The organism is Paracoccus liaowanqingii, assembly GCF_004683865.2.
Lineage (GTDB): Bacteria > Pseudomonadota > Alphaproteobacteria > Rhodobacterales > Rhodobacteraceae > Paracoccus > Paracoccus liaowanqingii.
In genome coordinates this window covers 165,527-188,152 of record NZ_CP040763.1, presented here as the reverse complement: position 1 = coordinate 188,152, position 22,626 = coordinate 165,527, and the positions used below count along the sequence as shown (strand labels likewise).

At 57.5% G+C, this 22,626-nt stretch carries 15 protein-coding genes and 2 pseudogenes; 4 read left to right on the top strand and 13 right to left on the bottom strand.

The window, feature by feature from the left end; all coding sequences use genetic code 11:
* Positions 1-51: 51 nt before the first annotated feature.
* Positions 52-2,088 (bottom strand): N-methyl-L-proline N-demethylase HpbA, encoded by a 2,037-nt coding sequence (gene hpbA / locus E4191_RS20620; protein WP_139616229.1) that lies wholly within the window; start codon positions 2,086-2,088, stop codon positions 52-54.
* A gap of 145 nt (positions 2,089-2,233) precedes the next feature.
* On the opposite strand from hpbA, the gene E4191_RS20615 reads away from it, so the two are divergent.
* Positions 2,234-2,875, top strand: a complete 642-nt coding sequence (locus E4191_RS20615) for a TetR family transcriptional regulator (RefSeq protein ID WP_139616228.1) — start codon at positions 2,234-2,236, stop codon at positions 2,873-2,875.
* 383 nt (positions 2,876-3,258) lie between these two features.
* Here E4191_RS20615 and E4191_RS20610 read toward each other — a convergent pair whose 3' ends face one another.
* On the bottom strand, positions 3,259-4,245 hold the full coding sequence (locus E4191_RS20610; protein ID WP_139616227.1) for a sensor domain-containing diguanylate cyclase: 987 nt from the start codon (positions 4,243-4,245) through the stop codon (positions 3,259-3,261).
* Positions 4,242-4,475 (bottom strand): hypothetical protein, encoded by a 234-nt coding sequence (locus E4191_RS20605; RefSeq protein WP_139616226.1) that lies wholly within the window; start codon positions 4,473-4,475, stop codon positions 4,242-4,244. Before E4191_RS20605 ends, E4191_RS20610 begins: the two co-directional genes overlap by 4 nt.
* 352 nt (positions 4,476-4,827) lie before the next feature.
* Between E4191_RS20605 and E4191_RS20600 the strand changes: the two genes are divergently transcribed.
* Positions 4,828-5,799: an IS481 family transposase gene (locus E4191_RS20600; RefSeq protein ID WP_139616225.1), complete on the top strand. Its 972-nt coding sequence runs from the start codon at positions 4,828-4,830 to the stop codon at positions 5,797-5,799.
* Between the two features lie 39 nt (positions 5,800-5,838).
* Here E4191_RS20600 and E4191_RS20595 read toward each other — a convergent pair.
* The 4 genes and pseudogenes from E4191_RS20595 to E4191_RS20580 all read right to left on the bottom strand — a co-directional run bounded on the left by E4191_RS20595 (position 5,839) and on the right by E4191_RS20580 (position 10,197).
* Positions 5,839-7,181, bottom strand: a pseudogene (locus E4191_RS20595) (IS5 family transposase).
* A gap of 722 nt (positions 7,182-7,903) precedes the next feature.
* Complete coding sequence (locus E4191_RS20590) at positions 7,904-8,209, bottom strand: hypothetical protein (RefSeq protein ID WP_139616224.1); 306 nt, start codon at positions 8,207-8,209, stop codon at positions 7,904-7,906.
* Between the two features lie 148 nt (positions 8,210-8,357).
* A complete protein-coding gene (locus E4191_RS20585; protein ID WP_139616223.1) occupies positions 8,358-9,245 on the bottom strand; it encodes a sensor histidine kinase in 888 nt (295 codons plus the stop codon).
* Positions 9,246-9,780: 535 nt separating this feature from the next.
* Positions 9,781-10,197 carry a BLUF domain-containing protein gene (locus E4191_RS20580; RefSeq protein WP_139616222.1) on the bottom strand — a complete coding sequence of 139 codons (417 nt, stop codon included), beginning with the start codon at positions 10,195-10,197 and terminating at the stop codon, positions 9,781-9,783.
* Between the two features lie 788 nt (positions 10,198-10,985).
* On the opposite strand from E4191_RS20580, the gene E4191_RS20575 reads away from it, so the two are divergent.
* On the top strand, positions 10,986-13,829 hold the full coding sequence (locus E4191_RS20575; protein ID WP_139616221.1) for a GAF domain-containing protein: 2,844 nt from the start codon (positions 10,986-10,988) through the stop codon (positions 13,827-13,829).
* A gap of 13 nt (positions 13,830-13,842) precedes the next feature.
* The gene (locus E4191_RS20570) at positions 13,843-14,205 is read left to right on the top strand and encodes a response regulator (protein WP_139616220.1); all 363 of its coding nucleotides are present in this window, start codon (positions 13,843-13,845) and stop codon (positions 14,203-14,205) included.
* Positions 14,206-14,433: 228 nt separating this feature from the next.
* Here E4191_RS20570 and E4191_RS20565 read toward each other — a convergent pair.
* The 6 genes and pseudogenes from E4191_RS20565 to E4191_RS20540 all read right to left on the bottom strand — a co-directional run.
* A pseudogene (locus E4191_RS20565) lies at positions 14,434-14,520 on the bottom strand (IS66-like element accessory protein TnpA); the annotation flags it as partial.
* Between the two features lie 61 nt (positions 14,521-14,581).
* Positions 14,582-15,721, bottom strand: a complete 1,140-nt coding sequence (locus E4191_RS20560; protein ID WP_176562831.1) for a sensor histidine kinase — start codon at positions 15,719-15,721, stop codon at positions 14,582-14,584.
* A gap of 226 nt (positions 15,722-15,947) precedes the next feature.
* Complete coding sequence (locus E4191_RS20555; protein WP_228461873.1) at positions 15,948-17,615, bottom strand: phospholipase D-like domain-containing protein; 1,668 nt, start codon at positions 17,613-17,615, stop codon at positions 15,948-15,950.
* 612 nt (positions 17,616-18,227) lie between these two features.
* The gene (locus tag E4191_RS24940; RefSeq protein ID WP_139616218.1) at positions 18,228-18,761 is read right to left on the bottom strand and encodes a DUF4167 domain-containing protein; all 534 of its coding nucleotides are present in this window, start codon (positions 18,759-18,761) and stop codon (positions 18,228-18,230) included.
* 325 nt (positions 18,762-19,086) lie between these two features.
* Entirely contained in the window at positions 19,087-19,449 is a 363-nt protein-coding gene (locus tag E4191_RS20545; RefSeq protein WP_139616217.1) for a response regulator, read from the bottom strand.
* Positions 19,446-22,319 carry a PAS domain S-box protein gene (locus E4191_RS20540; RefSeq protein WP_139616216.1) on the bottom strand — a complete coding sequence of 958 codons (2,874 nt, stop codon included), beginning with the start codon at positions 22,317-22,319 and terminating at the stop codon, positions 19,446-19,448. The genes E4191_RS20545 and E4191_RS20540 overlap by 4 nt, the downstream gene beginning before the upstream one ends.
* Positions 22,320-22,626 lie beyond the last annotated feature (307 nt).

The window sequence follows — 22,626 nt, the reverse complement described above, 5'->3', positions numbered from 1 at the left end:
TATGTTCGATGCCACGCGACTTCTGCGATCGCTGTGGCAGATCCTAGTCTGTCAGAGGTCCTTTGCCAGCCGCAGCGCATCATAGATGGCCGCATGGGTGTTGCGGGCCGCCACCGCATCGCCGATGCGGAACAGGCGGAACCGACCCTCGGGGTTCGGCGCGACGGCCTGCGGGGCGCCTGCGATCAATGCGTCGTAATCGACCTCGCCCAGATTGCGCGACAGGGGCTTCAGGTCGAAATACAGCGCGTCCAAGGGCCGGGTGCCATGGTTGACCACCACCTGATCTACCAGCCGGTCGCGGGTCATGTCGCCGTAGTCGCTGCCAAGCGTGGCGCGTAGCCGGTTGCCTTCGGGGATGACCGCGCGCAGGCGCCATGTCACTGTGAAGGTCACGTCCCGGCGCTGCAGGCTGCGCATGTAGGGCACCAGGTTCATCGCCATGACCTCGGGAGCGAAGCTGCGGTCGGGGGTGACGATCTCGACCCGGGCGCCGGTCGCGGCGATCAGCTCGGCGGCCTGCAGCCCCGCATGATCGCCCGCATCGTCGAAGATCAGCACCTCCTGGCCGGGCTTCACGTCGCCCGACAGGATGTCCCAGGCCGAACAGACCAGATCGTTACCATGGTCGAGAACCTCGGTATGGGGCAGCCCGCCCGTGGCGATGATCACCTCGTCGGGGTCGGTCGCCTGCACCTCCGCCGCTTCGGCATAGGTGTTAAAGCGGAACTGCACGCCCGCCTTGTCGCATTGCGCCATCCGCCAGTCGATGATGCCGATCATCTCGCGCCGCCGGGGCTGCAGGGCGGTCAGGCGGATCTGCCCGCCGGGGTGATCCGCTGCCTCGAACACCGTCACCGCATGGCCCCGCGCGGCGGCGACGCGCGCGGCCTCCAGCCCCGCCGGACCGGCGCCGACGATGGTCACCCGGCGCCGTGCGGGGGCGGACGGGATGTCATGGGGCATGGTCTCCTCGCGCCCCGTCGCGGCATTGTGCAGGCAGAAAGCCAGCCCACCCTGATAAATCCGGTCGAGGCAGTAGTTGGCACCGACGCAGGGACGGATGTCCTCTTCACGCCCTTGCATGATCTTGCGCACCAGATGCGGGTCGGCCATGTGCGCCCGCGTCATCCCGACCATGTCCAGCAGGCCCGACGCGATCGCATGGCGTGCGGTGGCCACATCGGGAATGCGCGCGGCGTGAAAGGTCGGAAACCCCGTCGCGCGGCGGATCTGCCCGGCAAAGTCCAGATGCGGGGCCGAGGGCATACCCTGCACCGGGATGAGGTCGGTCAGACCGGCATCGGTGTCGATATGCCCGCGAACCACGTTCAGGAAATCGACCAGCCCGCTGTCCTTCAGCCGATGCGAGATCGCCATCCCCTCCTTGGCGTCCATGCCGCCTGCCAGATCCTGATCACCGGTGTAGCGTAGCCCGACGATGAACTCCGGCCCGCAGCGGTCGCGGATCGCCTGCAGGACCTGCATCGTGAAGCGCAGACGGTTGTCCAGACTGCCGCCCCAGGGTGCCTCCAGATTATTGGTCAGGGGCGACCAGAACTGTTCCAGCAGGTGGCCATAGGCTTCCAGCTCGATCCCATCGACGCCGGCGGCCTTCATGCGTTCGGCAGCATCCGCGAAATCGGCAATGACGCGCGCGATGTCCCAGTCCTCCATGCGCTTGGGAAAGGCGCGATGGGCAGCCTCGCGGTCATGACCGGGGGCCAGTACAGGCAGCCAGTCGCCCTTGTCCCACCGAGTACGGCGGCCCAGATGTGTCAGCTGTATCATCACAGCCGCACCATGATCGTGGCAGTCGTCGACCAACTGGCGCATCCAGCCGACGACTTCGTCCTTGTAGGCCAGAATGTTGTTGAAGACCGGCGGGCTGTCGCGCGAGACCGAGGCCGATCCTGCCGTCATGGTCAGCGCCACCCCTGCCCGCGCCCGCTCCACATGATAGGCCCGGTAGCGCCCCTTGGGCATTCCATCCTCGGGATAGGCGGGCTCGTGGCTGGTGATCATGATCCGGTTGCGCAGCGTCAGATGCTTGAGACGGAAGGGCTGCAGCAGAGGGTCACTGGGCATGCTTGATTGCCTCATCAGGGAGTGCTTCCCGAGAAAGCCCTGAAATGTTCACATGTGTCAATTAATTTATCATGGAGGTTCTTGCCCTAGTACGCGGTAGGATCGGTGGCTTGATGGGGAACAGGCCGGCCGATAGGATTCGGGCATGGAAGACAAACCGATACCGCTCACCGGCTGGCGGGGCTCACGCGACGGATGGTTGAGCGCAGGTTATCGCGCGCTGATCAAAAATGGCGTGGACGCCGTCAAGATCATGCCCCTTGCCAAGACCTTGGGCCTATCGCGCACAAGCTTCTACTGGTTTTTCCAGGACCGTGACGCGCTGCTCACCGCTCTTCTGGACCTGTGGACCGAGCGCACCACCCGCCCCCTGATAGATGCGACACGCCACGACGCGGCAACTCAGGCCGAAGCGATGCTGAACGTCATCGGCTGCTTCATATCCGACGCGTTCGACTCGCGGCTGGAGTTTGCTGTGCGAAGCTGGGCCTTGCAGGATCCAGAAATCGCGGAACGCGTCAAGGATGCGGACTCCCTGCGCCTCAGCGCGCTGTCAGACCTGCTGCTGGCATGGGGTCACGACACGATGGCGGCCGATGTCCGCGCGCGCACGGTCTACCTAGTCCAAATCGGCTATATATCAATGCAGTCTTGTGAAAGCTTACAGACCCGTCTGGCGCGGATCCCGTCATATGTCGAGATCTATACTGGCACGTCACCGCATCCCCACGAGATCACGCGTTTCAGTACACGGTTTCAGTGCAGGAGTTCCATGGCTGATGAGTAATATCAGTTTATGGCACGACTGTGGAATACGTGTGCCTCAGTCTCTCCCGCGACAACGCTAACTGAAACTCTGACAATAAAGAGGTATGATGATACTGTGAGGCATCAAGGCGTTGTTCCTGTAAGCGGATAAGAAACTCAACCCGATTGATTTCAGGTAATACCCATAACAACGCCCGAACTTTCCATATGTGCCATTGTTGAATAAAGTATTAGCACAGCCAGAAGGAGTGGCCCGCTTCTTTGGAGATCAGGGCTGGATTTGCATACACGCTATGACGCAGCCTGCAAGCCCTTCTTTTTCATTTCAAACGTCAGCCGTTCCAAACTGCCGGATCATCTTACCTTGGATTTAATCTCCATTACATTTTTCCCACTGATGACTTAGACCGAAGCGACCTGACGCGACATTTGCACAGCCTTGTTCCGCCCAGTTTCCTTGGCTTGATAAAGCGCGAGATCTGCTCTTTTTACCCAATCCTCAGCGGGCTCACGGCCCCCTCGTTCGGCCACACCCAAGCTGATGGTAATGGAGCGGTGATCAAGGGCGGCAAGGCGCTTCGCCATGACAGTTGTTCGCAGGCGATCCGCCATGATCATCGCCGTATCTCCGGTTGCTTGGGGCAACAAGATGCCAAACTCTTCACCTCCCAATCTGCCAATGCAATCGCCGCGGCGGATGCACTTCATCAGGCAATTGACGACCTCTTTAAGTGCCAAATCCCCCGCGGGGTGCCCAAAAGTGTCGTTAACAGTCTTAAAATGATCAATATCAAGAAGGATTAAACTTGCTGGAAGGTTGGCAGAGAGGATGTCGTCCATTTGATTTTCAAAATTTCGTCGAGTCATCGCTCCCGTCAGGCTGTCTCGATTGGCTGCCTGCCGCAGCTCGATCTGAGAAACGACGACCCTCGCAAAGTTTATCAAGATTTCCTTGTCGCTGTCTGTGAATGCCCGAGGTTCGGTTCCAAAAACGCAGAGTGCACCAATATTGTAGCCATCCGGTGTCATGAGGGGGGCACCAAGGTAACAGCGAATATGAGCCTCCCCGGTCACAAATGGATTGTGCATGAATCGAGGATCAGTGCTGGTTGAATTGACTGAAAGCGGTTCTGAACTCCGTATCGTATAGGTACAGAACGAGTCCTCCCTCGCGCATTGTTGCGGCTCCAAGCCCGCTGCCGCCTTGATCCACTGGCGGTCAGCGTCGACCAGCGTCACGGCCGCATATTGGATGGAAAAGATAGATTTGACCAAAGCTACAATATCATCGAAATCCTCCTCTGGCGCAGAGTCGAGAATCCCGTACCGGCGCAACGCGGCTAAGCGGCCCGGTTCATCATCCGCTTTGAAGCGAAAGGTGTTCGTCACAGCCGTGCCTCAATAAGAACCAACAGGTCATCTTCGTAGGTCTTCATTAGATCTCCGACGAGGTTTCGAATTGTGTTGCTATCCTTCCCGGCTGTTTCGAGCGACATGGCCAACTGAACCAGATTGGCACGGTGCCGATCAAATGCGGGCTTCAGATCCTCCGGAACGGCGTGGCCTGCAAAAGTTCTGCGGGCGACCTCTTCGTCGACGACTTCTTGAGCATTTTGCATGGTATGCCTACATGAACGATATTGTTCAACCTAAACGCGACCGCCACGAATGCAAGCGAGCATATCCTGCCGATCTGCAAGGTAGACATCCGCGAAGGACAGATTTGCTTGCCCGTGGAGTATCGGGTAATTCTCGCCGCATCTTGCGACCCAAGATCGGCATTGCTGCGGAACTGTGCGCCTGTGGCTGGTTTCAATCGCTCCAATAGCCTACCGGTCGTCGATTAGGGCATTACGGAGACAAGCGAATTTTGCCTAGGTGTCCCATCCCGGATGATCACATAGACCCTCGCCGGACCGCATTTTTCGTGGCAAGATCGATCTTGGGCGAGTTTCGGGACGGGAGGCGAGGATGCTGATCTCTCTTCACAAACAGGCAGCGACGACACCGAAGATACGAGCCGCGATCCAGGCAAGCACGGAACCGGCCTGGATGGTGGCGGAGCGCTACGGCATCTCCATGCAGACCGTCTGGAAGTGGCGGAGCCGAGACAGCGTCCATGACCGATCCCACACGCCGCACAGGCTTCAGTCGACGCTCACGCCGGCACAGGAAGCTGTGGCAGTGTCCCTGCGCAAGTCGCTGCTGTTGCCGCTGGATGATCTGCTGTCGGTGGTGCGGGAGTTCCTGAACCCTCATGTCTCGCGTTCCGGACTGGACCGCTGCCTGCGCCGGCATGGCGTGGGCAATCTGCGCGCTTTGAAGCCTGCCTTGCCACGACCTGCGCACGGGGCCTTCAAGGCTTACGAGCCGGGCTATGTGCATGTCGACGTGAAATATCTGCCGCAGATGGCCGACGAGAGCCGCCGCCGGTATCTGTTCGTCGCCATCGACCGCGCCACGCGGTGGGTCTTCGTGCGCATCTACCCGGCGAAGACGGCGGCCAACGCCCGCCGGTTTCTGCGCGATCTGGAACGCGCCGCGCCGATGAGGATCACCAAGGTGCTTACAGATAACGGCAAGGAGTTCACCGATCGCCTGTTCGGACTTCGCCGCCGGGGCCCTACCGGCAACCACGATTTCGACCGCCTCTGCGCCGACCTCGGCATCGAGCACCGCCTGGCCCCGCCCCTGCACCCGCAGACCAACGGCATGGTCGAACGCTTCAACGGCCGGATCGAGGACGTCCTGCAGAGCCACCGCTTCCGCAGCGGCGAGGATCTCGAACAGACCATCCTGCGCTACGTCCGGCTCTACAACGGTCAGCTTCCGCAATCAGTGCTGAAGGGCCGAACGCCCATCGATGCGCTCAAGGACTGGCAGAAACAACGGCCGGACCTGTTCAGGAAGCGGCCCTATAATCACGCGGGATGTGACACCTAGGTGCTGCACTGAGGCTTGTCGTTGAAAAAAATAAGAAGTTCAGACTGAACAACGCTTTCGGTCTTTGAAGTTGTCGGTCGGCGTCCTGATCACTTGCAAGATAGCGGCGAGAATGAAGGCGAGCAAAGTTCTGAGGTGGGCAAGGATCTTGCGGATGTTGTGGCCGCAGCCGCAGAGCACGGCGAAGACGGCGTCGCCGAACGTGCCTTTCAGTGGGCAGCGCGACAGGCGTCCGTCTGTCTTCATGTGTCCGATCTCGGGCTCGATGGCGCTGCGTCGCCTCAGCAGCGCTTTCAGCTTCGGCGTCAGGCCGCGGCGGGTGCCGCTGATCAGGACCTTCGTTTCCGACACGCCATGGCCGCGATACCCGCGGTCCACGACGGCCAGATCCGGGATCTGACCGGTCAGGATCGCAACCTGCTCCAGCGCTTCGGGCAGGGTGTGGCCATCTTAGGGATTTCCCGGCAAGGCGCGCATGCCCACGACGAAGCCCTCGTCGATGGTGGTGGCCAGACTGACCTTGGTGCCGACCTCATAGCGCTTGCGGGCCTTGCCCTTGGAGATGCAGTTGACCTCGGGTTCATGCAGTGCGTAGATCTTGCCGCGGCTTCGGGGGGTCTGATGGAGCAGACGACCGAAGAGCACGAGGGTGTTCAGAACTCGTCCCCGGAAGGGCCCCTCCGCAATCCCGTCCAACTGCCGGCGGATATCCCGCAGGACACGACCGGTGTATCCCTTCTGCTGTTTCAGAGCCTTGCCCATGCGTTTGAACTGCCGGGCATGGGCGTGAGCCGCCCGATCCGCACCGCCAGGCGGTTATAGTTCTGCCGCAACGTGATCCCGCCTTCGTCGGCGAGGGCGACAAGCTTGCCGCGTGCTGTCTCATACAGGCGGGCATCGGTCGGGTGGGCGATGTTCTTTTCCATCACCGTCGTATCCACGGCGACACGCGACAGGCTGCGATCCTCCACCGCGCCTGATCTGCGCCCGGCCTCGATCGTCTTGGTCAGCAGCCACTCGGCCCCTTCCTCTCCGATCCGCTTGCGCCACCGGGTCAGGGAGGACGGGTCAATCGGCAGGCGGTGCTGGAAGAAGACCTCACCGGTGAAATGCTGGTAGTAGGGGTTCTCAACCCAACGGGCGACAACGGCCTCGTCAGACAACCCATAGGCATGCTGAAGATACAGCAGGCCCGCCACCAGCCGCGGCGATGTGGCCGGCCGCCCTGTCGTGGAAGGAAAGAAACCCGCCCATTCGGTCTCGAAGAACTCCCAGTCAAACAGCACGGCCAGTTTCGCCAGTTCATGGCGCAGATCGATCATCCCGGTCAGGCGGGGGCACAGGAGATCATCCTGCTCTTCACCGCGCGGATGAGGCTTCATCACAACTCCGAAATTCGCACGGTTTCAAGTACCAACATACGAAACTCTGCAATTCCCCGCTACAAATTTGGCACAATTGAAAAGAAAATTCAGATAGTTCAGAGTTATTCAAGCCAGACTAGTGTTCCACACCTGACGCATGCATCCCATCGGGATGCGGCGACGTTGCCCCGCACATGGTCTGAGCGGTTGCCCACACACTCCAGACAGGGAATCCACTGTCAGGCGGGCAACACTAGGTATCCCGGAAATTAGGAGGTTCGGTCAGCAGCCAATTTATGCGATGGAGCAGGATATTTCCAGGGGAAGCCGAGTAAGCTGACCCGTATTATCAAAGCAAGAATGTGCAAATGCTGAAGGTACTGGAAGCGTAGGTTTTAGTACTGGGGATTTAAAATAAAGATCTACATCAAAGCTACCGTCCTCTATAAAGATCGGTCCGGAGTGGCTTAGCATATGGAAAAAATCAGCGCCAATGATTGTCATAGTATTCCCCTCAAGAAAATCAATCTTAGGTTGATAGCCTCAAGATCGCAACGCTTTAATTACGCTTGTTTCTGCTCTTGTAGTAGCGGTTTCCGCAAAAACTATCATTTATCAGGGGTTTCTTTGTACGCTATCGGACAGAGATAAATTTGCACGATATGCAATAGAAGCTCTGCTCGTGTATAAGTTTGCGTAACAGTCGCTCTGTAAGGGGAAGCCCTTTTTGTTAGCATGACCTAATTGTGCTGATTGCTGGCGCGCCACCTTTTAGCCAGATCTGCGAGACGCTTGCTATCTGCGTCAATCTCTTCCGTAAGGCGGGCGCTGTGGAAGAACGGCGATGCCGTATTGAGGATCATGTTTTGCTCGTGGCTGGGGCCAAGATATTTGTCGGCAGCAGCTGGGGGTGATGCGGGTAAATGAAGATGAAGGAGTGTCCCTTCAACCGCTTGGACAAACCATCGCCGCCCACCAGTCTCAGTCGGCCCGCGGTCTGTGCACGTCAGGAAAATAAACTCATATTCTTTGCCAACTTTAAACATGGCGTTGCCTTAAGTGTTGATGGCCGGGATGCGGCTTGTTTTGATGGTATTCGCTATGCGAGGTTAATCACCTTCGCGCAATCTCAGAACTGTGCAGATGGCAGGCGGATGAGGATAACAGATGGCGGGAAGCCGCGACATACTTGGCCTACGAACCTAGGAGTTCGCCGTTCATTTCAATGGTGACAAGAGCTCCACTTGGTGACCAATCATAGCTGATAGTTCCACCAAGCGAATTTTCGATAGTCGCTCGCACCAATTTGCTTCCGTACCCCCGATGATCAAGTGTCGTATCTATCTCAGGGCCACCTTGTTCGGTCCAGACGATGCGGAGGTTATCCCCCTCCATGCCGCCAGAAATATCGAGAACTCCTTCATCGCAAGAAAGTGAGCCGTATTTGAGCGAGTTAGTAGCGAGCTCATGCACCACCAGCGCCAAAGATGAAGCCGCGTTTTCTCCGACACCCATTCTCGGTACTGATACGCGAATGCGGCCAGCGAATGCGCCCAGATCATCATAGGGAGCCAGCAAAACCGAAAATATATCACCCAATAGGGCTGCGTCGCCCTCATGCCCCGGCACCGGACGGACAAGATCGTGGGCTCGGCCCAAAGCTATCAGCCTACGCGTAAGCTGATTTGTCATATCTTCTACATCGGACGACGAGCGGGACGTGATCCTTGCTAGCCCGGAAGCGATGACTAAAAGGTTTTTAACCCTGTGGCTCATCTCGCCGGCCATAAGCTCGCTGCTCTCTTCAGCTTGTTTACGGCCAGTCACATCAAGAAATACACCTATCATCGCACGGTTAATAATATCGTCGTCACTGCCACGACCTCGAGCCGAAATCCAACGCACCTTTGTGCCAATCAAAGTCCGGAAATCGATTTCATAAGGTCCGACGACTGCTCGTGTTGCCTTAAATGCTGCACGAACGCGATCTCGGTCTGCAGGGTGAATTTTTTCTGAGAGATGCTCGAAAGTCAAAACTTCTTTTGACGACACATCCCACAGTTCGAACCCTCGCTCGTCCATGTCGAATGAGTCTGTGTCAACATTCCACGACCAAAGAGCGATCCCTGCAGCGTCCACTGCCCGTTGTAGCGGATTTGGACCCCACCTATCATGATTAGTCTGCAACCTATTCAAGAGAGCCTCCACCCGACATCGCGAAAGTTAACGAGCAAACAATGTTTTTTTATGTCTGGCTTTGTCAACCAAGCCCGTCAAGAACGCAGCCTTCTGCCTACGGCACATCGATAGGTTTGCCACCTTTAGGGCCTCTAAACCTGCGGTGATGGCATGGCTAACGCACCAAGCCGATCAGCAGGCTTAGATTTTGTTAGGACCTTGACTGCTTTGGTTCTACAACGGGATGTGTTGCTGCGTTCTTGGTTGCCTTTTTGACAACCCCGGCGCGAGTGACTGTGCTGGGGTTGTCCGGGGCATAACACCTCTTTTTTTTAACGGTAGGAAGGCCGATTAGGGAGCGCCATGCGGCGCGTTTCTTTTCCGTGAAGCTGATGATTTTAGCCAGGTTGCCTTGTCATTTCATCAAGCACATGATTTTTCAGATTTTTTTGATATCGCCGGATAGGAATATAAAAAGCTCCTCTATATCCTTGTGCGACATTTCGTCTGGCTCGAACAAGCCATTTATCCAATATTTGCTCAAAGGTTCATTCCTGATTTGTGATGCGCTAACGTTTTGCATATTCCATTCAGGAAAGAGACGGCTGTCTACCGGCTTGGAAAATACAATTCTGATATCACGGTGCCGCTCATCTTGCATAATGCGCATAAAGCATTTTGCAACAACTGTTCGGCCTCCTTCAATTAGCTGAATAAAGTCTTCACCACTGCAAATGAGAAGTCCAGTAATATTATCTATTTTATTATTGATTATTGATTTTTCTAGAATAGCCTCAAGGCTCGTGTCTTCTATTCCACTGTGGTTTGAAACATATATAAGCCTTGTGAGTTGCATGGTCTTTCTCCTTCAAGGCTCCGATATGTTGGGGGAAAGCTGGTGGGGCATTGCCATTTTGCCAATGTAAGCGTCTGCTTCAAAAGTAAAGCAATGATCCTGCGCGGCACCACACTCCGGCACTCGTCTCCCATTAAAGTATGACCTACAGTTCGTGGCTGCTCCCCGTCCCCCTCTCCCTGGCGGCGCGTAAAACCCGATACCGGCGTGAAGGCAGGCCGCGGGTTGAATAAGCTGTAGGCAGAGGTGCTCTTGTTGGGGCAATCGAAGGCCAAGTTGCCGCGCAGCGGTGTCCAAAGGCAATGCTGCAACGCAGCGATAACTCATGACACACATCTTCCTAATCGGCGGTCTGATTGTACGGAGCTCGCCGCTTCATTCCTTCGCCGGACCCGCCCTCCTCCTCCCTGAAGGTTCGGTCACAAAGACCTTGAAGGCCATCGGGCTTGCCGCCTCTCTCCTCTCTGCGGTCAAGTCCGGTGGTTTTCGGTTTTTGTATGCTTACTGAACTTTTTCGCCCGAGCCGCTGACAGATGAACTTACCCGCCTCAAGGTGTCGTGTTGCCTCAAGTAGTTCGGCCAGAACAACTCTGAACCAACTGGATTTGCTTGATGACACTCTCAACTGCGCTAGAAATTGTGTCTATCGACCTATGATAGATTAACTTTAAGACCAACTTAGTTGAAATTTATAACGACCTTCTGCAAGCATATCATAAGAACATTACAGAGCAGCTTGCTCGGGAACCCCCGTTGATGTGAAGCATCGACGCTTTCTATAGGTAAACATGACTGTGCTCAATCCAAACAATACGCTTCGCACCGCTCATTATAGTGAACAAGCACGGTCCTCGACGCTGCATAGTTACCAAATTCTCGATACGCCGCGGGAAGCCGAATTTGACGACATCGCTGCCATGGCGGCCGAGGTGTGTCAGACGCCTATTGCTGTAGTGAATTTCGTGGACAGTGAACGGCAGTTTTTCAAAGCCGAAGTCGGTCTTGGCGTGCGCGAAACTCCCTTGGACACGTCCTTCTGCGGCCATGCTATCTTGTCTGAGGACATGATGATCGTTCCGGACGCACGCCATGATCCGCGTTTCGAAGGCAATCCCTTGGTTACGCAGGAAGGAGGATTACGCTTCTATGCCGGGGCACTCCTAAGGACGCGCGATGGTTATCCGATTGGAACGGTATGCGTTCTCGACACCAAACCTCGTTCGCTGGACGGGTCCCAAATTCGAACCCTGAAGCTCTTGGCCCGGCAAGCAATGACGCAGGTTGAGTTGCGTGCGGCGCTGGCGGACACTCAGCGGATTGAGACCCGGCACAGGCAGGTGCTGAACAGCGCTGCTGACTACGCAATTATCTCGAAAGACCTGCAAGGCAACGTCACCGGCTGGAACCGGGGCGCGGAGAATGTTTTTGGTTGGTCAGAAGCTGAAATGCTGGAAAAACCTGTAGCGATCACCTTCAACCCGGCCGATCAGAGTGCTGGGGTTCCAGAACTAGAGATGGCTGCCGCTCGCGAGAGCGGCCGCGCGGCTGACGAGCGCTGGCATGTAAAGAAGGACGGCTCGCGTTTCTTTGCCTCGGCCGAGATGATGCCGCTGCGCGACGATGCCGGTAATCATGTGGGGTACGTGAATATTCTGCGTGATCAGACGCAGGCGCGCAGGCAAGCGCAGCAGCTTGCGCTGCTGTCGCAAGCGGCCAGTGCTCTTCTGAACACAGACGATCCTGCAGCCACGCTGAGGCCTATCTTGGCGGGAGGTGCTGACGCCGTGGGTTTTGACATGTGCTTTCTTTACGATGTCGCTGCAGACGGCCAGCATCTTGAGTTGCGTCATTCCGTGGGAGTGAATGAAGAGATAAGCATGGCGCTTCGTCGCGTTTCATTCGATGTCCCCCTTTGTGGCATTGTTGCCGAACGGGCCGAGCCACTCGTTCTCGAGAACCTGCATCTAAGCTGCGAGCCGCGCTACGAAATAGCCAGGACTTCTGGTGTTCAAGCCTATGCGGGCTTCCCCATCTGCTTCAAAGACAAAGTCACGGGAGTGGTGTCTTTTGTTAGCTCCGAGGTCCCTGCCTTTGATGATGACGCGCTGTCATTCTTTCAGACCATCGCACGCTTCATGTCGGTGTCTCGAGAGCGTGCGGAGGATGCACGTGTGCTCCGGGACGCGGAGCGGAGGTTAAGGCTTGCACAAGAGGCCGGACGCATTGGCACGTTCGAGATGAATCTGGACACTGGCATCATAGTGGCTTCGCCGCAGTTTTGCCGAACGTTTGGCCTTGCCGAGGCACCGGAGGTGTCGACCGTCGAACTCGCGGACCTTATTTTGAACCAGGCCGGGAGACTCCAGCTCGAAAATGCCGACTACTGGCAGTCAGGGGCTCATCTGGATGTCGACTACCGCATCTGCCGGGCCGATGACCAAGCTGTCAGATGGGTTTCCCGCCGCGCCGAGCACATCCTTGATGAAAAGGGGCATGTCCGAGGCATGTTCGGTACAGTGCAAGACATTACGGAGCAAAAAAATTCCGCACTCTATCAGAACGCTCTTCTCAAACTTGGCGAAGAATTAAGGCAGGTCTCAACCCTCAAGGAGATGACGCATCTCACTTGCCGCCTTCTTCTCGAAACTCTTGATGTTTCTCGCGCAGGATATGCGACGCGGAAGCGTAAGGCTGCGCAGTTCACTATCATCGGCGAATGCCTCTCCGGCGATGTGCCGCCAATGGAGGGCCACTATCAAGTCGCAGATTTTTTTCGCACCGCTGCGCTGCTTGAGACGGGACATCCCCTTATTATGTGCAATGCGGAAGAGGAGGTCGCACTTGCTGATGATCTGCAGAGCTATCAAAATATTCAGGTGGCAGCCCATATCAGCGTACCACAGTTCGAAAAAGGCGACCTTGTTGGTGCCCTCTTTGTCCACCAAGTCGACGCCAGACGTTGGGAACAGGGAGAGATCGACTTCATGCGTCGCGTGTCGGATCGTCTCCTTGCAGCTCTGAGTACTGCGCGAGCCGAGGAAGAACAGGCAGTGTTGAATCAGGAGTTGTCCCACAGGCTGAAAAACAGCCTGTCGATGGTTCAGGCGATCGCTACACAGACTTTGCGCGCGGCGCTCACCCCCGAGGCGCTATACGACTTCACTAACCGACTTCATGCGCTGTCACAGGCGCATAATGTGCTTTTGCACAGAAATTGGGAAGCCGGGGAAATTAAGGACGTTATCGAATCAACGCTGGCAGCCCTCGTCCAGATCGAACACCTTCAAATCTCCGGACCCCCTGTCGAGTTAGGGCCAAAGACGACGCTTACTCTATCAATGCTGCTTCATGAGCTTGCGACCAACGCAATCAAGTACGGCGCCTTTTCAAACGAAGCGGGCCGCGTAGAGATTCGATGGCAATTGGAAAAGGATGTGGACGATGACCACAACCTCGTCATCCAGTGGCGCGAGGTCGGAGGACCAAAAATTACAAAACCTCAGAAAAAAGGTTTTGGCTCAAGGCTGCTTCAAGTGGGTCTTGTGGGAACCGGGGGCGTGGATCTGAATTATGATCCTTTAGGGCTTATTGTAACACTGAAAGCCCCGCTCGTTGACGCAACAAGATCTTGAGGCCTGAGACATTATGACTGCTCAAATGGTTCTTGTAGTTGAGGATGAGCCGCTTTTACGCATGGCCGCGCTGGCCATGGTCGAGGAAGCGGGGTTTCAGGCTCTTGCGGCGAGTGACTGCGAGATGGCTGTGAGAGTTCTGAACACATGTTCTGACATCGCAGTCGTATTTACAGACGTGGATCTGGGTTACGGAAAGGATGGGTTGTGGCTAGCATCTCAGATTGCAGAACGCTGGCCGGCAGTCCGGATTATCGTCACCTCTGGTTATCGGCATGTAACGCCTGAGCGAGTGCCTGCAGGTGCTATCTTCTTCGAAAAGCCTTATTCCGAAGAAAAGGTCGTTGACGAAATGCGCAAGTTTGTCGGTCAATAAAAGTACCACCGCGGTCAGGCGTGTGGTTCCACGGTTTAAACCTCAGACCTCTGGGCTCGTTCTGGCTGTTTTAGAAATCATGGATAGACCGACCAGAACCGCAGCTTCTGCCCCGCCATAGTTCAATCCAAGATGTCCATTATCGATCATGGACATTTAGCAGACACTTTAACATGCCGTCAGAGTGCCGAAACCGGACGTATACGCCATCCGCGGCGCCGCGCAGTTCTCCTCCACGATCCGCACCTTCTCGGCGTCCGTCCAACGACGTCGCCGGCCGGTGTCCGTGACCAAAAGAATCTCTACCTGGGATATGAACCGGAAAACTCCAGCATCCGGCGGTCCAAGGTTGGGGAGCAGCGCAACCTCAGATGGGTCATCTCCTCAGATCAATGCAGAGCATGGTGCCAGGTTGCGACATCGGCCACGTGAGATTTCCATCCAGTTGTTCTGCCAGGGCTTCGATAAGCTTCATGCCGGTGCCTGAGCCAGGAGGGGTCGACTGCAGAACAGGCTGCATGCCCTTTCCATCGTCGCGCATGCACACTTGCAGGCGCTCGTTCGTCGACTTGACACTCACCGAGATGGTGCCGCCTTCGGGGCCAAAGGCGTATTTTAGGCTGTTGGTGACAAACTCATTGGCGATCAGACCGAGAGGCACGGCAATATCCGCAGCCAGCTCGATATCGTCAATGCTGAAGTCCAGCGCGATCTTACCATCGTCGTTTTCATGCATGCTGCATAGTCCACTGATAAGCTGAGAAAGAAATGGACGTAGGGGTAGATGATCCGGCATCCCGTTCCGGTAAAGCTGCTCATGAACCAGACGCAGGGTATCGATACGCTTCCCAACAGCCATCAGTTCGGCTCGTGCTTCATCCGATTTTGTTTGCCGCGCCCGCGCCCTGACCAGGCTGACAACGATGCTGAGGTGGTTTTTGACCCGATGTTGCAGTTCCTGCATCAGGCGCCTGTTGACGTCTGCAGCCTGCTCAAGGCTTTGCACCTTGTGCAGGCGATCGATCACCGGACCAAGGATCGTGGCGTAGGTCCGCAGGAACTGAATATCCGTGTCGCCAAATTTGCGTATCTCTGTGCTGTCAACCTGCAGCAGTCCGTACGGCATTCGGCCTGGAAGGTAGATAGGGACATTTATCAGCGAGACGACGCCGTGATCGATCAGGAAGTCGGCGAACTCGAACCGGTTCTCATCATTGATGTCACGCGAGATGACAGGTTCGCCGCGGTCGAGTGCATAGCCCTCGGAGGAGCGCTCAGAAAACAGAATGCGCTCCTTCCCCACGATCCCGGGCTTCCAGCCGATACCTGCCTTGACCAGAGCCGACCTGCCGCCCTCCTCAACTTCCAGGACTTTCGCCAAATCCGCATTGAGCGCTTCCGCGACAAGGCGACAGGCCTCCTGCAGCACGTCATCAAGGCTGTCGCTGCGGAGAGCGAATTCGCTGAAATCCGCCAGCACTTTCTGCCGGATCTCGGTCTGTTCAATATTCGACACATCGTCTCCTTGCGAAACCTGCTGGGGTTCCGCTTGTAAATCAAAGGGGCAGCAGACTTTCCGGCCCGGAATGCATAGAGTTATGCCTACTGCATTTGCAACAGCGTATCCTGAGCAGTCCAGCGCTCTGTTGAGCCATTTCTGATGTGGGGATCGGCGTGAAACAGCAACACCAAGACGTCGAAGCACATCAAGAAATGCTCATCCCCCAAAGCCAATACCTCTCTCAATGTCTCCGCAGGCTCGGCGTCGGCGCATTCGGGGCTTTGCTGGTGATGACGGCGGGTGCCGCCAGAGGCGGACGCCGGGAGCGACGCATTATGCCGCGCCCAACCCAGATGCCGATCGCGGCGATACCCACTGCGAAAACGACTGCGCCCAAGCCTAGTGTCTCCCGCTGATAGGGTTCGACAGCGCGTTTGAGGGCATGTTTGGCGCGGTCGGTTAAAGATACCTGACGGTGCGGCCAATACCGAGGATCGAGAATGCGGCTGTCCGCAAGCGCTCGCTCTAAAGGGTCAAGAGCATGCGGCTTAATCGGATGCAGGCTCCGCCCGTCCCTCCTCTGCAGCGCCTCGATCGCACCGATAAGCGAGCCTCCTTGCCGCCACACTGCATTGACCGCGTCTTTCGCACAGTCCAGATGCTCGGCCAGCAGCGAGAGCGTGCAGTTCCTGATAAATGCGCGCTCTGTTCCCGACGAAGCCTCAATCGCAATGTCGCATTCCGTATCAAAGCCCATGGAGCGGTTATCGATATTACTTGAGCCAATTTTGATAAACAGATCATCAACCACGAAAACCTTGGCATGGACGTAGATCGGGGTGCCATCCGCGCTGACCGGATGAACGATCATAAAGCGTCCGCCACCGGCACGGTCATCGGCATCCTGAAGCCGCTCGATCATCCGGGAGCGGATAGAATGCATCGCCTCGTCTTCAAGAAAACTTTGGGCCGACAGCGGGTTGACGACCACGATCTCCGGGCCGTCCGGCTCGGCCAACCGCGCCTCCATTGCTTCGCACAGAGAGCCCGCGGCAAGATATTGGTTCTCTATATAGATCGTGCGACGAGCGGCGCGGATAGCCGCAAGGTAAAGTTCCTCGATCTCGTTCACCAGCGGTCCGTCACGATAGCGTGGCTCGGTGCGGGCAATACCGACCCTCACGTCGTAGAGATCCGGTTCCAGGCAGTTCGGCCAGCAAGAATGGCTTCTGCCGAACGGTGCTTGCAGCGTCTCGCCTGTGGCCGATAGCCAGCGCTGCCGCGCCAGATCACCAAGGGCTTCTGCCACAGGGCCCTCCAGCGCGCTGGTCACGTCGTGCCAAGGCTGGTGGAGCGAGCCATCAGGGTCTTCCCTCCGATCGTCGCCAGGCTTGTGATCCCGCGTGTCCCAACGTCCCGTGGTGACGTCGATGCCGCCGCAGAAGGCGAGGTTGTCGTCGATCACCACGATTTTCTGGTGGTGGCAAGCGCCTACCGGATGGTGGCTGTCGAGTGCCAAACGGACACGCCTGGATGACTTCTTCAGGGACAGCGTCTCCCTGGCTTGTGTGGACAACTCAGCAAGCATCGCGCCATCCCACTTGAGAATATACAGGGACAGTCTGGGCCGTTCGTCAATTAAGGCCTCGAGGAAATCTCCGAGCCGGTTAGGCCATCCGTCGGGGGCATTGCCGTCCTCGTCGCTCTGGCTTGGGACCATTTCGAGACGAAGGTCGAAGTCCCAACCGATCAGATAGGCCGCCCGCTTGGCGCGGGTCAGCGCCTTGCGGAGGTGCACAAAATAGTCAGCCGCGTCCACGATCAATGCGGCTTGGCTGGCGACAGTCACTCGCCAGCATGTTGTGCCGGGTTGAAGCAACATATCGTTTTGATCTTGGGTCGTCGACATGGCTGCGTCCTCCGGGACCTTGTGAACAGGCAGGTTGAAGCAAACGCCAACATATCGGCGACTTCGGCGCAAGCTGCCCCACACTTATCACTACCTTGGACGTGATGGCAGGACCGCGCCGTTTTGTGGATAGGGACAGACGACCTTGGCACAGACATGCTGTCGGCGGCCGGACCATCCGCAAGTTTGATCCACGATACCTCCACGTTGATAATCTGATGGCTCGCCTATGACTGCTTCTCTCGATACCGATGACGACAGTGATCTGTCAGAAAAACGAGCGGTTTTCTTGTGACCCGGCTGCACGGCGCTCGAGGATCACCGAAGTGCCAGAAAACACGTTGCGAAAATCAAAGCAACTTTCAGGTCGTCCCCATGCTTTTCTGCCAGCATCAAGGTGGCTTAGGAAGCATGCGGCGCCCAGATTTGAGCAGCCATTCATACTGTGGCGAGCAGTAGCGCTGCTCTGGGCTTTTCACGTCGATAAATGTGCGCCGCACTGGCGGCAGCTGTGCGGATCTAGCGATCACTCGGCTTCCACGGCGGCGAGAATACCTGAGCTTCATCTGATAAAGCATATCCCTTCACCAGCATTAGCCACAGGCTGGGTTACTATGACCGAAGTACCAAGCCTAACTGTGCTAATGTGTAGCCATGCCGTCCGGCAACCCGCTCAAGGTCAGCCGCTGCCGCTGCCCGCTTTTCGATCCTGGTTTGCTCTTGGCTCCTAAAGTCATGGAACTCGGGCGCTATCTTTACGATGACGGCTTCAGGCGCAGGCGCTCGTCCTATGCACACTGCAGCCAATGGAACAGCTATGCAGGTATCACTGGTAGAAGCGCGCGTTTCTGTCGCAGCCGGCGCGGGCCCGTAAGGCGGGTGCTTCACAGGCCGGGTCTCGGTGTGACGGACGGGATTGCCTAAGCGGGTATAGTGCTCGGCTGATTGAAGGAAAGCCTCGGACGCCACGCGATCATTTGCACGCCGTGCTTCTTCTGCAAACTGAAGATAATGCTCGACAAGTTGCCGCGCCGTGCCTCGGATCTTGCCCTTTGCGCTCGTGCTCTCAAGGACATGGTTGCCGAGATCATGCTGTTGCTGTGGCGAACGCGATGCGCCACTCCGACGATGTCGATGCGGTTTCATGATCCAATACGATAAAGATAGCGGGGATGCGTACGCTGCATCCTGCCGAGATAGAGTTAACCTCTCTGGTCAGCAAGAAGGCTATTGCATCGCGGCCATTTCGCATCGCATCGGCTACCACAAGGAAGGGTCTTCGAAGCCCTATTCTGTCTGCTATGCGGACCTTTCGGCCCTTCGCTGCGGCTGCATCCTCACAGACGTCTGTGACGGGCGAGGGCAACCTGAGGGCGGGAAGCGGACGGACATGCATGCGTTGATGCCCGCTGCGGACAGGCGAAAGCAGCCATTTGGTACGGACCCTGTCAAACCATCTTCCAGGTCTGCATCATGGCGCTCGCAGCGCACGTACGACGGCAGCCACATTTACCGGCTTTTCGCATCGTGTGATGTGTCGCCACGCGGGAAGCACCGCTGCTTCATCATAGCCGGTGGCGAAAAGGAAAAGAACGCCCCGTGCGCAAAGCACGTCGGCGACGGGGAAGACCGCCTCCCCATCCAAGTTTATGTCGAGAACCGCACCGTTAACATCGTGTTCGCGACCAAGCAGCGCCAACGCGTCCTTGACCGAGGAAACCGGCCCGAGCACCGTCGCGCCCGCGTCTTCCAACGCCTCCAACAGGGCGTCGGCGATGAAATAATCATCTTCCACCAGAAGGATGCGACGGCCTTCCAACAATGCATTACTCATAAGTCATATTCCACTGCTCCTCCCTGCCCTGAGATTGGCAACGCGATCGTACAGCGCACGCCGTCATCGCATAGCTCATAGGTTGTCTGGGCGTGCAGTTGATAGGGCAGCGCGCGTTCGATCAGCTCGCGCCCATATCCGCCCCCGCGAGGCAAGGCGCCAGCCTGAAGCATCTTAACCCCGTTTTCCTGCCATTCAACGTGGAGGCGCGGTGAATCGTCACCGGCAGGATCGACATGCCAGCGGACGGCGAGCCGCCCGTCAGGGTTGGCGGTGGACAGCGCCCCATATTTGTCGGCGTTGGTCGCGAGTTCGTGCAGTGCAAGCGCCAAAGTCTGGACCATGCTGGAGCGGAGCGGCACCCCGTCCGGGCCGTCTAGCGTCACCTTCGCGCCCTGGCCGTCGGCGCCGAGCGCGGCGAGCTCGGAGCGAAGCAGATCATCGAAGCTGACCTTCTCGACCGAGGTAGTCCGCGAGAGCAGCCCTTGCACACGCGCAAGCGCTTCCAGGCGACACCGGAACCGAACCTTGAAATCGTCCAGAGAGGCGGCACCCCGCAGTGTCTTGTCAGAGATCGAGCGGACCACCGCGATAAGGTTGCGTGTGCGATGTTGTAGCTCCGCTACGAGTACGTCCTGACGATCGGCCAGTTCTCTGGTTTCAGTGACATCCGCAGCGACCCCGGCGACAGCGCGGATCCCACCATCCCCATCCAGCAGCGGAAAACCAGTGTCGTGAATCCAGCGCAGTGCCCCGTCGGTCGCGCGTCTTATCCTGAACTCCTGATCGACCCGTTCACCCGCCCGCACCCGGCGGATGTTCTGGAACACGCCCTTGCGGTCTTCCCGCACGATCATCCGGCCCCAGCATCGCAGGCTGCTGGTGCCGCCCATATCATGGCAGGCCCGACCATAGGTTGTCTCGAAAGCCGGGCTGGCGAACTCCATGCGGAGTGTCGCCGCATCCCTGATCCACAAGACATTGGCAGTGCCATTGGCGAATTGCCGGAAGCGTGACTCGCTTTCGGCCAAGGCACGCTCCGTCGCATGGCGTTCGGTCACGTCTTGTCCGATCTTGAGAAACCCCGTCATTACGCCGCGCTCGTTGATAAGGGAACGCATCGAGCCCTCTATCAAGATGCGACGGCCGTCCTTGCGTTGATGCCAGCGCACGTCTGGAGCGAAGCCAGATGCCGCCGCCTTAGTCCGCTCTTCTTCGGGAACCCTGTTCGCGCGGTCCTCAGGCGTAAATGCCATGGCGGACGGCTGACCAAGAGCTTCCGCCTCGGTCCAACCAAATACGGTTTGCGCCCCTGTCGGCCATGTTATGATCCGACCTTCTCTATCAGTGGCAAAGATCGCGTAGTCGCGCGCGGTATCGACAATGAGCCGGAACCGTTCCTCACTTTCACGCAGGACGCTTTGGGCCTGGCGCTGTTCGATGAGGTCAGCCGCCTGCCGTGCGATCAGGTCCAGGAACCGCAGTTCTCGTTCGGTCGAGCGATGCCCGGCCGTGTGCCAGTGTATGTTCAGCATGCCAAGCTGTTTGCCGCTGCGTGAGGTGAGCGGCACTGCCAGCGCTGTTTGGAAGCCTGCATCGACAAGCAAAGCGCATCCGGTGTCGTCGGGTTCATCAGCGAAGTCGACGAAGGCGCGCTGGCCCGTCTTGAGAACGATGCCGCAGGCGGTCCGGCTGCTCGCGTCGACTGCGGTGAAACGGTCGTTGATGGTGCGCGGGAAGTTTCGGGTGGTGAGCAGGGTCAGAGATTTCGCTTCCGGATCGAGAGTCTGGACCGTTCCCGCATCCCCCTGGGCAATGATCATGGCGGCGGACAGGATCTCGTTATAGATCGCGCCGATATTTTCCTCGGTGACTAGGCGCTCCGCCAGCTCGCGCAGCAGCTCCGTATTGGCCAGGTCGGCGGCGAGCGTCTCCTCACTCTCCTGCAAGGCCACCTCGGCGCGCTTGCGATCGGTAATGTCCTCATAGAGGACAGCGAAAAGATCACGCCCGTTAAAGGGAGCAATGTTGAAGGTGAACCATCTGCCGGTATCGGCAACAAATTCTTCGAGACGCTCCGATTGGCCCGTTGCGACAACGCGCTCCGCGGTCTCCAGCCACAGGCGATAGAAGAGTGGAAAAATTTCACTTGCCAATCGGCCCGTGGCTGCGGCGCGATTTAATCCGGTCTGCTCCTCATAGGCGGGATTTAGTTCGAGGTACTGCGCGTCAACAACGCTGCCTTGCTTGTCACGCACTAACCTGTTGATGGCGATGCCGTGGCTGACCGCCTCGAACAACGCGCGGTAGCGGCCTTCGCTCTTATGCGCGGCCGACGCGAAATGAATAAGGCTCTGAAGGACACGCGCATCTTCGCGATCAAACTGGTCATCAGGTCCATGCTTGATCGCCCATACCGTGCCACCGGCCACCCCGTCGATTTGAAAGGGGGCCAGTAGTACCTCCCCAATGCCGGGTTCCGCTTGCAGCAATGCCGGGAAAACGCGTTCCGGGTGCTTCATGAGCAAGATCGTTTCCCGCGCGATGGCCTCACCGCACGGGCTCTCCTCGCGCAGCATGGTGCCGTTTCGATAGGGTGACCAAGCCCCGGTCGTCGCGACCCATCGAAAGACGCCGTGCTCGCTGCCGGGCTCAAGAATACTGATACCGGCAGAATCGCATCGCGTCAAAGCCATGACCTCCTCGACGAGCTGCTGCAGCAAGCCGCCAGGGTTGGTGCCTACTGTTTGAGCGAGCACCGCCAGGGCGCGGTTCTCCGCCTCGAAGTCCGGCCCGCGGGAGGGCCGGCAGTCTAGCTTGCTGGTGATGATGACACTCTCAACAGCGCAGATCTCACCTTTGTCATTCATGCTGCGTACTCCACGGAAGATGGGTGCTGCGGCGGTGGCCCGCGTTGGGAAACCTGACAAAGAGGAAGCTGGGGGGGCCTTGGCTCACGCTATGGGGAAATAGCGTTCGCGGCACCTTTAACTGTCCTACATCTGCGTGAGGCGAGGCTGAACAGACGGGCGGGAAGCGGCCTGATGGCAGTGGGGTTACTCTGAACCGGCACTTGCTCCTCAACAGCAAATGAACACATAGCGCGACTTCTGCGACGATGTAATTTCCAAGGAACATCGGCCTCCCAAACCTGTTTGATCTGAACAACAAGCTTCT

Coding starts and splice junctions, on each gene's coding strand:
- E4191_RS20545 (WP_139616217.1), bottom strand. CDS start 19,449: ATGAGTAATGCATTGTTGGAAGGCCGTCGCATCCTTCTGGTGGAAGAT.
- E4191_RS20615 (WP_139616228.1), top strand. CDS start 2,234: ATGGAAGACAAACCGATACCGCTCACCGGCTGGCGGGGCTCACGCGAC.
- E4191_RS20575 (WP_139616221.1), top strand. CDS start 10,986: ATGACTGTGCTCAATCCAAACAATACGCTTCGCACCGCTCATTATAGT.
- E4191_RS20570 (WP_139616220.1), top strand. CDS start 13,843: ATGACTGCTCAAATGGTTCTTGTAGTTGAGGATGAGCCGCTTTTACGC.
- hpbA (WP_139616229.1), bottom strand. CDS start 2,088: ATGCCCAGTGACCCTCTGCTGCAGCCCTTCCGTCTCAAGCATCTGACG.
- E4191_RS20555 (WP_228461873.1), bottom strand. CDS start 17,615: ATGTCGACGACCCAAGATCAAAACGATATGTTGCTTCAACCCGGCACA.
- E4191_RS20540 (WP_139616216.1), bottom strand. CDS start 22,319: ATGAATGACAAAGGTGAGATCTGCGCTGTTGAGAGTGTCATCATCACC.
- E4191_RS20605 (WP_139616226.1), bottom strand. CDS start 4,475: ATGCAAAATGCTCAAGAAGTCGTCGACGAAGAGGTCGCCCGCAGAACT.
- E4191_RS20585 (WP_139616223.1), bottom strand. CDS start 9,245: ATGGACGAGCGAGGGTTCGAACTGTGGGATGTGTCGTCAAAAGAAGTT.
- E4191_RS20580 (WP_139616222.1), bottom strand. CDS start 10,197: ATGCAACTCACAAGGCTTATATATGTTTCAAACCACAGTGGAATAGAA.
- E4191_RS20600 (WP_139616225.1), top strand. CDS start 4,828: ATGCTGATCTCTCTTCACAAACAGGCAGCGACGACACCGAAGATACGA.
- E4191_RS24940 (WP_139616218.1), bottom strand. CDS start 18,761: ATGAAACCGCATCGACATCGTCGGAGTGGCGCATCGCGTTCGCCACAG.
- E4191_RS20590 (WP_139616224.1), bottom strand. CDS start 8,209: ATGTTTAAAGTTGGCAAAGAATATGAGTTTATTTTCCTGACGTGCACA.